This window comes from Hydrogenophaga sp. SL48, assembly GCF_021729865.1.
Lineage (GTDB): Bacteria > Pseudomonadota > Gammaproteobacteria > Burkholderiales > Burkholderiaceae_C > Hydrogenophaga.
Map to the genome: position 1 here is coordinate 18,945 of NZ_CP063400.1, position 14,100 is coordinate 33,044.

Here is a 14,100-nt window from a genome sequence, read left to right on the forward strand (position 1 = left end):
GTTACCCGAGTCATCAAGCGCATCTCAAGTTCATGAGGCTCCGATTTCTCATGGCGAGTGCCTCACGCCTGAGCATTTGCCAAGGACGACACGTTCAGCACCAGAGCCCGACCAGCCGTGTCGAGACGTCGGCAGGTAGGACAGCCTGACGGAAGACTTGTCGGTGGTCTTCGGTGTGCATAGAGTTGTCGAATGTGCCAGTTTGATCGACCATGCAAGGACACTGAAGCATGCAGTGGTAGGTGTCGCAGTGATTGACGATGCTCCAACCCTGCTGTCTTGGCTGCCCGGGGAGACATTCTTCAGTTTGTGCAGTCGCCACCATGTGCTCACTGGCCACAGCGTCAGCTCGCTCACCACCATGCAACTGTTTGGCCACAGACGCCAGGGTGTGCAGCACGATTTGCCTTGTCGATTGGATGCTTTTGCCCAGCGGACCGACTATCGCCTCGGCGGCCCCAAGGACATAGCGCAAGAACGCACGCTGCTGAGTTTTTACCGGCCGTTTCAGACGCAGCCATTGAATTCAGAGGTTGTTGCCGCGATGCGTGGTGACACTGTTGCGCACGTTAAGTTTCGGATGGGTCTGCTCACGAGCAGATTTCGCGCAAACCATCCGCTGAAGGCCTGCCCGGGTTGCATGGACAGAGACAGGCGTGAGCACGGGTGGGTCTACTGGCACTTGAGGCATCAGTATCCCGGTGTCTGGGTGTGTGAGGAGCACCAAACCCTGCTTCTCAATTCGTCCTTGAAGTCAACGGGTGTTGAGCGATTTCTGTGGCACCTCCCATCCATTGGTCACCTGACCCCTGTAGCGGTGGATGAGGGATCTGCATCATTTCAATCGCTCAGGCACCTGGCCAGATTTGTTGTCGAGTTGTTTGATCGACGGGTGACAGAGGGCGGATGGACTGGGGCATTGCTCCAGCAGGCTCTGCGCACTGGCCTGAATCGCCGTGGATGGCTGACACCCAGTGGGCGATTGAAGTTGAACCAGGTGTGGGCCTCATACCTTGACCATGTACTGGCGATTCGTGGCGTGCCTGAACTGAGTGGATTGGCGAAAAACGAAGGCGAAGCTGTTCGCGATCTGGGCCTCATGTTTCATCCGATCAGAGGGGGAACGCACCCTTTGCGATGGCTGGTGGGTGCGTCCTGGTTGTTTGAGAACGCGGAAGCATTTGCTGCGGCCATTGATGGGCTGGGAATGTCCGCTTCTGGTGGGGGTGTTGCGGGGAATGTTGCGACATGCCGGATTGCCATTGATGCAAAGGAGAGCCGGCAAAAATCGACGGTCAGTGACCAGCGGCAGCGAGCGATCGAGATGATTGCTGAAGGGGTGGCAACGACGGCCGCAGCCGCAGCCGTGGGCGTTGCAGTTGGTACAGCCATGGCATGGGCCGCGGCGGCTGGCATCGAGACAAAGCGGCGCGCCAAGCTGTTGAAACCCAAGAAGCTGCAGGCTGTAGTCGAAGAGTTGCAGCATGGTGCAGACAAAGCGGAAGTGGCAATCAGGCACGATGTGTCCGTTGGCTCAATCACCAGAATTCTGCGTACACATCCCGGCTTGCATCAGACTTGGATAGCGGCCCGGAGCAAGCGAATTCAGGAGACTGCCCGGGGTTCCTGGTTGAGTCTTCGAGAAACGTTTGGATCAGCAGGTATCAAGATCTTGCGTGCCATGGATCCAGCGCTCTACGCCTGGCTGTATCGAAATGATCGTGATTGGTTGAAGGCGCACCAACCAGAACCCATCGCGAGGCATGCGGACCAACAGGCGCCTGCGGTGCGTTGGGACGAAAGAGATCAATGGATGAGCCAGCGTGTGCGCACAGTCGTGCTCGAACTGTGTGCAGAACGCCCAAGGTCACTGAAGTTGTGGGAGATCTACCAGGCTGTGCCCGAACTCAAGCCCAAGTTGCGAGTCCTGGATCGATTGCCTTTGACCCGTCAAGCCATCCAGTCGGCGCTTGGCACTCGCCCATCATCCATTCATCCCTCCGGCGATCTGTTCTGACGTTCGACGGCAAGTCGAAAATTCGGCACGTCACTTGACATGCATAAATGCAATTGGATATGCTTTATGCATGTTGCAAAGCGATATCCAGTCCAGAGTTCTGAATGCAGCGCGCATGTCCAGGCTGCAGGGCATCACCCAGGCACAGATCGCTGAGGCGCTGGGCGCCAGTCAATCTCAGGTCAGCCGAATCCTGAGTGGCCGTGGATTGCGCAAATCAAGGTTGCTTGAAGAGGTCTGCCTGTTTGTTGAGCGGGGAGGGGACGGCATCAGCTCAGAAGCGGTCCATGAAAACGAGGAGCTGATCGAGGCGGTGCGTCAGGCGTGGGATGGGTCAGCGTCACACGCCAGAGCCTTGGCCGCAGTCATTCGGTCCCTCGCAGTGCTTCAATCATCCGGGGCAGGCCATGCCTCCACATCAAGGGGATCTGCATGAGCATCGTCCGTCCCGAGCCCTATCCGGATGAGTGGGTCAGTGGATACGAGGGACGTGTTGCTCAGCGCAACGGGTGGCCATCTGAGGCTGTGGCCAATACGCACGTGCAAGCTTGGTGTGGAGTAGTAGGGCAAAGGCGAGTTCAGGTGCCAGTGGTGCAGCTGATGGCCCAAGTGGCTGGCATGCCCCTGCTGTCTTTTGTGAGAGCTCATACCCTGATTCCACTCAGAAAGGCAGTCACCCGATTTTCACGAGCCTCCTCCAAAGGCCAATGGGAGTCTCCCCAACTGCTCCGTAGTGTCGGGTGTCGGAAAATGACTGAGCATGCCAACTTTTGCCGTGGTTGCGTCGAAGAGGACCTGTCCTTTCATGGGGAGTCCTATTGGCGACGAGAGCATCAACTGCTTGGTCAGACAAGGTGCAGCCGCCATTCTCGTCAGCTGAGCTTTGTGAAAAACAAAGGTGCCTTCTTCAAGTCCCCCAGTTTTTGGGTGTCCTGTTCCGAAGAGTGGGAGCCACTCATATCCCGTGGTGAAGACGCCGGTCATCTGTTGGAGCAATTTTTGGAGGTCTGTGGTTACCTTCTCAATCTAGCGGGACCCAGAAACGAATGTGTGGTGGCCCGAAACGTTCTTGTGCTCGCAAAGGAGCGTGGCATTCACTCTGGCAAAAGGACCACAGGCCTGCCTTACTTGAGCGACCTGGTGCATGAGCGGTTAGGGGAGAAGCTGTTTGAACTGGTTTTCCCCAGCCGCATTCGAAAGCTCAACCAGGTGAAATTTGGTCCGATCGATCTCCTCGCAAACGGTGGATCACCAGGGTGCAGTTCTCTTGCCTACGCCATGGCGTTTGCTGTGATGTGTGAGAGTGCGGACAAAGCGGCCTCATACATCATCGATCGAGAGGCAGAACTTGCTCCTTGGCCAAGAACGGTAGTGCACTCAAAACTCAAACCGAAAAGCAGACCGGTCGGGCTGGTCAAAATTCGTTCCCAGTACATTGAGTGCAACGGAGATCTGGTCGCGATGAATCAGCGACAACCTTCATCAGGTCCGCACGTAGCAACACGACTCAAACGCAGAGGACTGGCGAACCTTGGAAAGGTTGGACCGCAGAAGTTCATTGAGGTCGTTCAGCTGCTGCTTCGCGAAGGGCGACGACTTGACGAGGCATGCGAAGAAGTCGGTGTCGCACTAGGCGACATACGAGATGTCTTTGATGAGGCGCTGTACCCAATCTCCTGCGCCGTCCAAAAAATGGGCCTCAACGACCCCATCTATCTCGACACCGGAAGCGACTTTGCGCCTGCGATCACCCAGCGAATCTAGATGTGACCGCGCAGCGATTGCGCCGAGCTGGTTGACGGCTCGGGACTTGACATGGTTCATGCGGAGGGCGAACTCGAAATGGACTTTGCCCAGAAGTCTTGCCAGAACGAAGTATCTGTTTGGATCAGGTCTTCGTACCGGCTCATCGCTGCAGCATTTCCTTCTCGAATGGCCTTGACCGCGTGTTGAAGGGGTGCCAACCAGGTGGATGCTGCAGTGGTGAAGTCACCATGCCTCAGATCGTCATCGCGCCGAGTGAATGCAACACGATGGGCGCCAATCCACAAAGCGATGACGATCCTCGGTATACCTGCGGACAGGTCGATGATCAACTTCGCCAGGGCGTCGTCAACGGGCAGAGGGGTGGCGACATACTGGTATTGACCTAGCACGGGCAGGAAGATCTTGCGGAAAGAACCCTCTCTTGGATCCGTGAAGCGGTCGAGCCGGTGGTACCCCGCCGTGTTGATGCGTTGTGCAGTGCTCAACCTTTTGGTTAGTGCGCCGATGCCGTCCGGAGTCCCCGACACGATGACAGGGATCTGGCCTGTGTTGGTTAGGTTCAAGAACCATCGAAGCACCTGGTCTTCGACGATGCTCAGTTCCAGCCGCGCTTGCGCGCGGCTCTTGCGGTCTTTGAGGCTGCGGATCTTGAACAAGTTCTGGATCTCATCGAGGTGGAGGATGCCCAAAAAATGTGAGGTTGCCACTTGACGCCATTCGTCCAGGGCTTTCATCCCGTCGAGCCTGTCTTTCGACAGTGCTGAATCAAAGCGCGAGCTCGCTGTGGCGGCGTGCCAGGCGTTCATGAGTGCTCGAGCCAAATCGCTTGCTCGACCAGACGGTGGTACTTCCACAGACAACCACACAACTTGCGCGAGGCCTCCAACCAACTTTGGAAAGGAGTCGTGAACAACCACCTGTGGACCCAGTGCGTGCAAGCACCGCAGGCACGCTTCCGTTTTGCCGACGCCTGAGAGGCCTTCCACGGCGGCAGACAAAGCTTTTGGAAGTCGAATCCCTGCCGCGCTCGCCTCCCCGCTGATGCCTGTCCACGTCAACGCTTGCCTTGGGTCACGGTAGCTGTAACCCTGCTTGATCATCAGATCGATTGACTGGAGCAGCTGACACTCGATGGCAGAAGGCAGGTGCAGATCACGGATCTGCATCAGGTGGTGCAGGCGTTCGTGCCTGGGGATTCCCGCGACGTCGCGAGGAACCGGCGGAAGGTAGGTCAGTCTTTGGAGCACCTCTTTCGGCGTTGGAGTCGCAGAGAGTGATTGGATGAGCAAGTTGTCCGTGTAGCTGGACTTGGTTTCTGGGGTGCGCTTCATCAGTCACTCCCCATCCTGGTTTAGCGTTCTGAGAAACTCCGCAAGGCGTTCTTCATGCGCTTGCATTGCTTCGTCGCGCAGTTGTTCGCCGGTGTCCTTTTCAGATGCCTCAGGGCCGTTGCCAGCAGCGACCTCCATGATCCTGGCCTCGGTGAATGTCGGACGAGAGCCGGTCGATTTTTCGATGGCTGCGCGCGTCAACTGTTTGGCGTCGCCCACAAGTTCACGAATTCGCTCAGCCGTCCGAATCGAGAATTCCAGGCGCTGGTGATCGCGCTCCTTCTTGCCCAGCGCGGAAATGGCGAGGGCATCCGACCACTCATCCAGGCTGTGTTCGTTGGTTGCGCGGGCCTCGGCTGATATGCGAAGTTCGCTCAAGCCCGGATGCCCGGGCAGTCGTGTCCAAAGTGACCCCATCGAGGCAGGGTGATGCCACGCCCCAATGTCCCAACCACCCAGGTTGCGCGCGGTTGCGGTCCAGTTCAGTGCATCCAGGCTCGGATGAGAGTAGTCACACTTTGAAAACCACACGCCGTCGCGACGGACGCGGGCTTGCGTATCTGGCAAGAACTGCTCGATCAGGTGGTCCGGATGTACCTCGCGCCGATAGGCCAACCCCATATCGTTTCCCCACCTCCAGAGACCCGCCGGGGAGGGGAAGACGCCAGCCGCGATCATGTCTGCAGTCATACTTTTCTGCCGATCTGAGGTGAAGTTGTACTCGGTAAAAAGCTCGAACAGAAAGGCCACAAACTGACGCAAGTTCAGCGCGGATTGATCTGGATGGGACCTGCGAAGCTCGAGCTCCTTTCTGCGGTAGTCGATGGCGCCCGGGAGAAAGATGAATTGTTTGTCTTTGGCGATTCTGTGTAAGACCTCAACAATACCTTTGAGATCGCCCCGGTAGGGAGGTGTAAAGGACACGTTGTACTCAAGCTCAAGCGAGGTCTTCGCATGGCGCTTCGACAGATATTCGCCCCTGTCGCACAAGAGAACGTGCGGGAGCGTAGGGGCTGGGTAAAGACTGGCCATTGGTGTGTAGTCGTACACCCTTTGGAACAAGTCAGGCGCAGCCGTTGAGTTGAAGAGAGCAACTGCAGCGGTGGCCCAACTGGGTCCGGTCAAACAGACATGGAAGCCGACGATCGCGGTCGACCATACGTCGACGACGACATAGACCACGGGGCGACCAATGATCCAAGCTGGATTGATGCTGGAGCGAAGGAAGACATCACCGATAGTCGAATCGATGGCCCAAGTGTGATTGGGCCCAGCCATACCAGCCCAGCTTCGGGACTTGAGCCCACGCAACTGAGAGTCAAAATGGCGTTTCGTTGTCCGCTCGATGAGGCGCTCGAGCTTCGAAAGCTCACTGCCCAATAGCCACTTTATTTGATCAGGGCTCGGGTATTCATAGATGGCAGGAGGGATCATCACCAGCTTGCCGTTCTCCTCCTTTGCGCGACTTACGAAGCCTGATTCCACGATCATCCGGTGACGGACTCGCCAGCTGGGCTTTGGCACGGGAATCTTCTTGTCTGCTGCCAGGATCAAAGCTCTCCATTTGAGAGTCATCCCCGGCTGTTTGGGTTCGACAACTTCCCCATGAAGTTTTGCCAGACGCTCATCAGGTGACTTGCGACCGGCTTTTTTTCTGGGAAGAGCGCCTTCTCGCGGAGGGGCGCAGGGTCTGAGCACGCCTGGCGCTCCACATCGATCAAAGCCTGGGTAGAGGCTGCTCTGGTCCAGACCAAATCGCAACAACAACGACCAAAGCTTGTACACGGTTGGCTTGCTGATCTGTGAGCGAGCCATGGTCTCGCGGACCAGTCCCGAAACACCTTGGTGAACGACGATGCCTTCTTGAAGGTGCAGGATGTCCAGGAAAAGCCGCATTTGCTCCACACGCACCATATACAGCTTGTCTGCGGCAGAGAGGTTTGCAGGCATTTCTCCTATGCGGCGGTCGATCACCCTAGGCTGCACAGAGAATGGAATGAGATGCTCCCGTTTGTGCATCCATAGCAGCATGTCTCGGTCAAACCAAGACAGCTTTCCGACCAAGGGTTGTGGTGGTTTTTTGGGTGCCTGAAGACGTTGGCTTGTCGGCTTGGCAGGACGTCCGAGCTTCGGATGCGACGCGGCATCACCTTCTGGAAAAATCAAGGCTGCACAGGTTATGTTCTGTCGAAGGTCATCCAGCAAAACTCGGTAGACGCCTGCTTGAATCAGCTCCTTTTTTGGGGGAGGCTGGAGCACACGAAAGCAACTGTTGATCATGAATTCCATGACGACCTCCTGCAGGCCACAGGGTTCAGCTTTGTGAATTCAGTCGGGTCCAGGAGTTTTAAGGGCCTTGTGGGGCTCCATCCATGCTTGAGATCCAGCGGAATGAGCCCGTTCCACACCGCTTGCCAAAGCGCCCGCTTTGCCAATTCTTCTGAGCCGAAATGGCACTCCAGCACCGTCAGGAGATCCCGAAAGGTTCGGTGGCAGTGCTCTTTGGCCAGAGCCGCAGCAAGCCGCTGAGAGGTATGAGAAACCGGCTCGGTCTTGGTCGTCCAGGGTGAGATCTCTTCCAGTGTCTTTTTGACCTCTGGAACGTAAAGCTCTGGCGTGATCAAAATCCACTCCGCGCCGCGGGCGAGCCAGTATCTCCGTTCAATCGCGAGCAGTTGGCGTGCACGCTTGGACAACTCCGCCGTGGGCTTGACCGCAACCGCAAGCATTGACTTTGGGCTGGGTGCCTTTGGGTTGTGTGCGTGATTCAGCGCAACCAACAAGTCGGTTGTCTGGATCCACTCGCAGGATGCACCTGCGCCGTGGGTTTTTGGGTGCCGATATCCCAGTTCCTTAGCGATCTCTCTGGTTCCGGGATACTGCTTCAGCGGGTTACCGAACCCGTAGTCGAGCAGAGGATGGACCGAGGCATCGACCGACAGTGGGTACTGTTCACGGCAGTCCTCGACGCCGGCCATCATGGTGATGAAATGAAAGCAAGTCTGCTCCATGTCGCTCAGCAAGTGGTCTTGCCTGCTGCGAAAGATGTGCCAGTGACTTCTCCCGCTACTGGATGGGTCACCTCTCGAGACCTGGTGCCATGGGATGTATTCCTGACCGGTTCCAGTCCCTCTCTCTTGGCGCAAGAACCTGTCCAGCACCGCTGGTGAAAACCGCTTTGTAGTTCGCATGTTGCCCTCGTCTATATCAGTAAGAAGAGGGGATTGACGAAAGCGCAGGCGCAGCCATACACTTGGCTCGTCCTGTCAAGACATGCCTCGTATCCCCGGGGTAAATGGCGGCGAACTGGGTGCAACCAGTTCGCCGTTTTTCTTTGTGTGTTCTTAGCTCATAGGGGACCTTTCTCGTGGTTCGCCTTACGGGAGTCGGTACGAGATATGTTGGTGGGCTTAAGCAGTTCCGTGATCAGACGCACGGTCTGCTCGGACAACGTGTGGGACTGAAGGACCAGCTCGGCCACAAGACGATTTGGTTCGGGCAAGTACACGTTCAGCCCTCGCTCCGGTTCGATCAAGGCGGCGGCCATTGCAAGTCGCTGGACCTCGGCTCGTGTCAGGCCAAGCCCGGTCGTCAGTCGATCGAAAGTTGTGCGAGAGGGTGGTGGACATCTGCCTCTCTCGAGGTCACAAATTCGAGACACGGACAGCTTGGCCCTAGATGAAAGCGCCTGCTGTGTCAGGCCATTTCGTTGGCGCAGGCATCTGAGAATGTGCCCAAAGCTCCGGCCCGTCAGGGACAGCTGAGACTCTTTGTGCGCGTTCATGAACTTCGTGTGTTTGCTTTAAGTTCGGGAAATGTGGCATCTTTTCGGCGTCTCCGCAAAGCAGGAGTTGCCCTCAACATTGACATGACCAATTCACGGCGGACCGATCTAGAAAGGCTGCGATCCATCGTCTGGGCTGCTGGCGTGGCTGAAGCCATGCAGATCAAGAACTTTCTTGAGCTGGAACTGGAGCTGCAGAGCCGACTTGGAAAGAAGGTCGTAGACCCCAGCGGCATTTTTCTCAAGTACTCCAAAGGAGCCGTGATGCCCTCGAAAAACCGAGGGTTGAACTGCGAGGGAAAGTGGATAGACGGGGCAGAAGCTGTCGTTCCAGGGTCGTCAGCCTGGTTCAAAACGCCACTATGGTTTCTGTTGAAGGAGAGAGGTTTTTCACCAGAAGAGCTGCTTTCTTCTGCCGAACTACTTCCTCAAGAGATCGCGTCGAGACTCCGTCATGAACACAGTGGAACTGCTGCGACCCGCTTGCGAAGAATGCGGGAGACAGTCATCGTTGACATGCTCGGTACATCGACATGTTGGAGTCTGGGTGGCTTGGTCTGCGTAGCCCGCATTGCACAGTTGCAAGCCCATCCGTACTGCGCACGAGATGCATTGATTGCCAGCACCTGGCTATTGCAGCGGCATGCAGAACAACTTCCTCTCAACTCGCTGTTGGTGCCACCACTGCAGGAGCTGTCACGAGTGCTTGCAGCGCGCGCCATGGAGGCGATGTCGATTGATGGCCATGTGGCAACCCCAAAAGATGTGGGTCGGCACTTAGATGGCTGGAGTCAGAGACTCGAATTTTGGCAACAGGCCAGACTGTGCGAGCACGAGTAGGAGCGCCACACATAAAACGTCGCGTCACTTAAGTCGTATTTGCGGCATATCTCTTTGATCGCCATGCCGGCCTCGGCGGGGCTGCATCAAAGCCATCCACGGACTGAAGGAGTATCAGGTGGACGAAATGAAAATCTGGACAGGTTGGGCTGATATATCAGCCACTGGTGAGGGGAGAACCATATGTTCAATGATCGCTATGGCTCAGGATGAGGCAGGCTTTCGAACTCGTGTTCGAGAGGCGCTGGGTGCGTATGTCGAGAAAGGATTTGATGTAAGCCAGGGCATGGTGAGAAACGGAGTCACTGAGGCTCTATGGGCGCCAGCAGCCCTAGAGCACATCGAGGCGAACCAATCGACAGGCAATATCTCCGCTCATGCGTGTCTGCACTTCAACTTCAGCTGATCAGATGCTCCCACCAGAGAGGGTGGGTTACCTGGGTAACCGATAATGATTTGAGTCTACAGAGGCCAAGCCCGAGACACACTCCATTTCGATTTGCGCCCAGAGGGTTGGTTGGCGAACACGTCCTCAATTACCTGGTGTCCATGAGCGGTTCAAACTTGCACATTGACTTGGATGATCACATTCAAGAGCACAAAGAATTCGAGTTGCTCGACATCCAGAGGAGCGCCGCTGTCAGCAGGTGGCTAAGGAAACTCCTGACAGAACCTCAGGACGCGGCACCAAGAAAAACGAAAAGACCTCGCAGCGCCACGAGAACGGCTTGACTCAAATACTGAGGCTGTACAAGAGTTCGAGATCTGACGATGTGACATTACCCCGCGAATCCGGACCTGACGGATTCCAGGTAGCCGATCGCGTCTTCGGCGCGGTCTACTCCCACGAGCTGAATCAACGTCTTGTGACGGAATGCGGGGATTGGCTCGTTCTTGATCAGGAAAACCGCTCGCGGGAGGTCCTCATGATCTTCGGACGCAGCGGAGAGCAAGCGCATCAGATCGCGCAGGGTGACCTGCAGTTTCGGGGACTCGGGGTGAGTTCGAAGAGTGTTTCGATGCACACCTGCCAGGGCGGCCAGTTCTTGCTGCTGCAGCTCAAAAATTTCAGCGACTGCTGCAGCAGATAGGCGCGTTGTGCCGGCTTCGCGCGCGCCCTCCAGAATGTCGAAAAAAGCCAGGGCACTCATTTTTGACCTCCACCAATCTGATGCCTGATGCACATAGTACGCATATTTCACGCATAGTGCACATCTGGAATTCAGTGCCAGGGAAGATCAGAAGAGCGAGCAAACCCCAACAAAAATTCAGTCGCTCGACGCTCGCGAGCTCGCGCGGCTTGCGGCCTGTTTGGACATTGAATGTCTGCTTCACCGTTTGAGCAGCGACTGCTCCTGGCACGAGGCCCCAAGTGGGGCGATTCGGTTCAGCCGTAGAACGACTGCAGTCAAGAAGGCTCAAGGCGCCCGAGAAGCAGGCGGAGCCCGACCCGTTCTGAGCAGGCGCAGCAATGGGTAGGCTTCTACGGGAGGGTGCCATGCGCATCTTGCCCATCGCCGTCAACACAACATGAAGGAGATCACCAAACAAGGAAAGCTCCTTCGCTTATCCACTGCCAACCCTCTCAATGCCGGCTTCAGTCTGTGACTCAATATTCTGTCGGCACAGTAGCTCAGGTTTGGATCGCCGCCGACAATCAAGGTCCCTTCATAGGGCGGAGATCAAGTCATTTGTGGGAACGGTGCATGTCCGAAAATGAGATCCCTTCACAAGCGAAAAAACCGGCTTGCGCCGGCTTTTCCCCCCATCCGCGCAACAGTCAAGCTGAAACAGCAGATGGGTAAGTTGTTGTGCTCGATTCTAGTGTGTGGAAGGCAGTGGTGCAACACTCGAACGGCTTGACTCGAACACCTAGGTTGGACAGGAGATCCAGATATGACGACGCCAGTCGAGAGAACAAGGGCACTGCGATTTGCCGGGGAGGTATTGCGTGAACTCCTGGCACGCGAAGATGTTCCTGCAGATGTCAAACAGCAAGTTAGAGTCACGTTGCGCCACTATCCCGACGCCCCAACCATCAAAGAGATGGCGCATGAATCAGCTTCGTCCCCCACTCCGTTCCATGGGTATCTTGCTCCAGAAGACAGCGCTTGAAGCACACTGAGAAAGCTGCTTTCTAGACTCACTGGCGCCCATTTCTACGGGCTGAAATCCTCTTACGATTGCCACCGTTGAAACAGCTCCCGGTTCGGATCACGTCTGTCTGTCCGGCTGGGAGGCAAAGGACTTCGGCCCCGTGTTCAAGACACTTTACATCCATGAACCTGTTGACACTGGAACACTTCTCGGGCTGCGTGAACGAGCCCTTTGCCACCCAACTGGACGGCGTGTCGCTGGAGTTCGTTCTGGTCGAGGCCAGAGCCATCGAAACAAAAGCCCACAACACCGTCCGGCGGCCGTTTTCTTTGCTGTTTCGGAACTCGGCGGCGGTGTTGTTTCCTCAGAAGATCTACCCCATGCACCACGCCCGGGTCGGTGAGGTGGGCATCTTTCTCGTTCCCATCGCGTACGAGAAAGCCGGGTTTCTCTACCAAGCGGTGTTCAACTGAGTTTGCGAAGTGGGGCATTGAACACCCCGCCTACGGCAAAGGCGGCGAAGGTGAATCAGGAGATTTACTCCATCGACGAGAGCTTCATTGGCCTGCAGGGGGTGCGCGGTGAACTGGTGGGCCGGTCACACAAAATCCGCAGCCGCATTCTGCAATGGACGGGCATCCCCACCTGCATCGGTATTGCCCCAGACCAAGACCCTGGCCAAGCTGGCGAACCACATCGGCAAGACCGCGGAGCGCAAGCCCGGCAGCTACCCGCAAGAACTCGCGCAGATCTGCAATCTCGCTGCCTTGCCAGCCCAGGACCTGGATGATGTGCTCGCTGCCACCGGCGTGGGGGAGGTCTGGGGTGTGGGGCCCCGCATCGCCAAACAGTTGCAGGACGGTGGCATCAAGACCGTGCTGGACCTCACCCGCATGGACCCGGCCACCGCTCGCCGAGGCTGGAGTGTCACGCTGGAGAAAACCGTTCGCGAATTGCAGGGCATGCCTTGCATCGAGCTGGACGATGCGCCGGAGCCCAAACAGCAGATCGCCTGTACCCGTTCCTTCGGAAAGCCCATGCACGAGCTGAGACCGCTGGTTGAAGCCGTGACCGAGTTTTCTGGTCGGGCAGCCGAGAAGCTGCGCAAGCAGCGCACCCTGGCGACCGAGATGCTGGTTTTCATGCACACCTCACCGCACCGCCCAGGGGCGCAATGCTCACGAAGCGTGGTGGTGCCGCTGCGAAGACCCACAGACGACACCCTGGCGCTGGCCCAGGCTGCTGCGGATGGCATGCGCTACATGTACGTGCCGGGCTATCGATTCATCAAGGCTGGGGTGATGCTGATGGACCTGCAACCGGCGGGCATCCTACAGCGGGAGCTGGATCTTGAACCTGTGGAGCGTGAAGACAAGAGCACACCACGCGACAGTTCCAGGTTGATGACGGCGATGGATGCCATCAACGGGCGCTACGGCAAGGGAACGGTGCACACGGCAGCCACGGGGCAGGCGGGGCCTAAACGGGAGTGGGGGATGAAGCAGGAGCGACTCACCCCGCAGTACACGAAGAGGCTGGAGGATGTGCCGGTGGTAAGGGCGTGAAGCTGGATTTGGTTAGAGTGGGGGCGACATGAATTCAACTCGAAGACAGAACCCCATCCATAGGTCAGTCACAGGCAGCAAGAACGGGCCGTCGCTGTCTGACCAGCGTTATCAGGACCTGCTCAAAAGCGCCAGCGCGTTCTTCACGTCAGCAGAGGAGTCGACCGAGGAGCGCAGGCAAACCGTGATCGATGAAATCAAAGAGCAGATGTGCCGACACGGAGTGACCATTGATGACCTACTTTCGTAGCGGCTGCTGGGTTGCGGGACTCCATCCAAAGGGGTGTGGTCCACAGTGGAGTTGGACGCGAAGGCTCGACCTCGCGCTCAACAGGTCCGCCTTGCTCCCATCCTTGGTTTGAAATGAATGAATCAGAGCCGACGAACTCATTCACGCGACCCATATTTATCAAAATCTACACCCGTATAACAAGGTCCTGACATACAGGCGTATACGTTGATAGATATTGATAGATATTCACCAAGGTATATGCGTTTGACGGATTGCCAGGGTGGTCAACGGAATACTTGGCATCCGCACTTGGGCGAAGTCCAACAGGTCGCGGTGCGCTGAAGACACCCACACGGCTGGGTGGTCTCGCTTGGGTAAAACATTTGGCTCGCGGACAATCGAGGATCGGTGAATACTCGCCCCCCCTTTGCAATTGGGGAGGTAGTCATCCACGAAGGCTTCCGGCT

General features: G+C 56.8%; 14 protein-coding genes. 8 read left to right on the forward strand and 6 right to left on the reverse strand.

Translation table 11 applies throughout. The annotated features are described in order from the left end of the window. Positions 1-163 precede the first annotated feature (163 nt). The 3 genes from IM738_RS00095 to IM738_RS00105 all read left to right on the forward strand — a co-directional run bounded on the left by IM738_RS00095 (position 164) and on the right by IM738_RS00105 (position 3,781). Positions 164-2,017, forward strand: coding sequence for a TnsD family Tn7-like transposition protein (locus IM738_RS00095; protein ID WP_236966419.1), 1,854 nt, complete (start codon positions 164-166; stop codon positions 2,015-2,017). A 70-nt stretch (positions 2,018-2,087) separates the two neighbouring features. Beyond that, complete coding sequence (locus tag IM738_RS00100) at positions 2,088-2,453, forward strand: helix-turn-helix domain-containing protein (protein WP_236963874.1); 366 nt, start codon at positions 2,088-2,090, stop codon at positions 2,451-2,453. Continuing rightward, entirely contained in the window at positions 2,450-3,781 is a 1,332-nt protein-coding gene (locus IM738_RS00105; protein WP_236963875.1) for a TniQ family protein, read from the forward strand. The genes IM738_RS00100 and IM738_RS00105 overlap by 4 nt, the downstream gene beginning before the upstream one ends. Before the next feature lie 56 nt (positions 3,782-3,837). On the opposite strand, the gene IM738_RS00110 is transcribed toward IM738_RS00105, so the two are convergent. The 4 genes from IM738_RS00110 to IM738_RS26015 all read right to left on the reverse strand — a co-directional run bounded on the left by IM738_RS00110 (position 3,838) and on the right by IM738_RS26015 (position 8,899). After that, entirely contained in the window at positions 3,838-5,115 is a 1,278-nt protein-coding gene (locus tag IM738_RS00110; protein WP_236963876.1) for an ATP-binding protein, read from the reverse strand. Between the two features lie 3 nt (positions 5,116-5,118). Beyond that, positions 5,119-7,404, reverse strand: coding sequence for a transposase (locus IM738_RS00115; protein WP_236963877.1), 2,286 nt, complete (start codon positions 7,402-7,404; stop codon positions 5,119-5,121). Continuing rightward, the gene (locus IM738_RS00120) at positions 7,392-8,138 is read right to left on the reverse strand and encodes a TnsA endonuclease N-terminal domain-containing protein (protein ID WP_236963878.1); all 747 of its coding nucleotides are present in this window, start codon (positions 8,136-8,138) and stop codon (positions 7,392-7,394) included. Before IM738_RS00120 ends, IM738_RS00115 begins: the two co-directional genes overlap by 13 nt. Before the next feature lie 326 nt (positions 8,139-8,464). Then, a complete protein-coding gene (locus IM738_RS26015) occupies positions 8,465-8,899 on the reverse strand; it encodes a helix-turn-helix domain-containing protein (RefSeq protein ID WP_442908473.1) in 435 nt (144 codons plus the stop codon). Positions 8,900-8,983: 84 nt separating this feature from the next. Here IM738_RS26015 and IM738_RS00125 point away from each other — a divergent pair, with 84 nt between their 5' ends. Further along, positions 8,984-9,739 carry a hypothetical protein gene (locus IM738_RS00125; RefSeq protein ID WP_236963879.1) on the forward strand — a complete coding sequence of 252 codons (756 nt, stop codon included), beginning with the start codon at positions 8,984-8,986 and terminating at the stop codon, positions 9,737-9,739. Here the strand turns inward: IM738_RS00125 and IM738_RS26020 are convergent. Further along, on the reverse strand, positions 9,691-9,804 hold the full coding sequence (locus IM738_RS26020; RefSeq protein ID WP_442908474.1) for a hypothetical protein: 114 nt from the start codon (positions 9,802-9,804) through the stop codon (positions 9,691-9,693). The genes IM738_RS00125 and IM738_RS26020 overlap by 49 nt on opposite strands. A 53-nt stretch (positions 9,805-9,857) precedes the next feature. On the opposite strand from IM738_RS26020, the gene IM738_RS00130 reads away from it, so the two are divergent. Further along, positions 9,858-10,145: a hypothetical protein gene (locus tag IM738_RS00130; RefSeq protein ID WP_236963880.1), complete on the forward strand. Its 288-nt coding sequence runs from the start codon at positions 9,858-9,860 to the stop codon at positions 10,143-10,145. 373 nt (positions 10,146-10,518) lie between these two features. Here the strand turns inward: IM738_RS00130 and IM738_RS00135 are convergent, their stop codons facing one another. After that, a complete protein-coding gene (locus IM738_RS00135) occupies positions 10,519-10,890 on the reverse strand; it encodes a DNA-binding protein (RefSeq protein WP_236963881.1) in 372 nt (123 codons plus the stop codon). A 745-nt stretch (positions 10,891-11,635) separates the two neighbouring features. Between IM738_RS00135 and IM738_RS26025 the strand changes: the two genes are divergently transcribed. The 3 genes from IM738_RS26025 to IM738_RS00145 all read left to right on the forward strand — a co-directional run bounded on the left by IM738_RS26025 (position 11,636) and on the right by IM738_RS00145 (position 13,401). Beyond that, complete coding sequence (locus IM738_RS26025) at positions 11,636-11,854, forward strand: BPSL0761 family protein (RefSeq protein WP_442908475.1); 219 nt, start codon at positions 11,636-11,638, stop codon at positions 11,852-11,854. Between the two features lie 164 nt (positions 11,855-12,018). Further along, entirely contained in the window at positions 12,019-12,309 is a 291-nt protein-coding gene (locus IM738_RS00140; RefSeq protein ID WP_236963882.1) for a DUF6916 family protein, read from the forward strand. A 183-nt stretch (positions 12,310-12,492) separates the two neighbouring features. Next, positions 12,493-13,401: a DUF4113 domain-containing protein gene (locus IM738_RS00145; protein ID WP_236963883.1), complete on the forward strand. Its 909-nt coding sequence runs from the start codon at positions 12,493-12,495 to the stop codon at positions 13,399-13,401. The last annotated feature ends 699 nt before the right edge of the window (positions 13,402-14,100 follow it).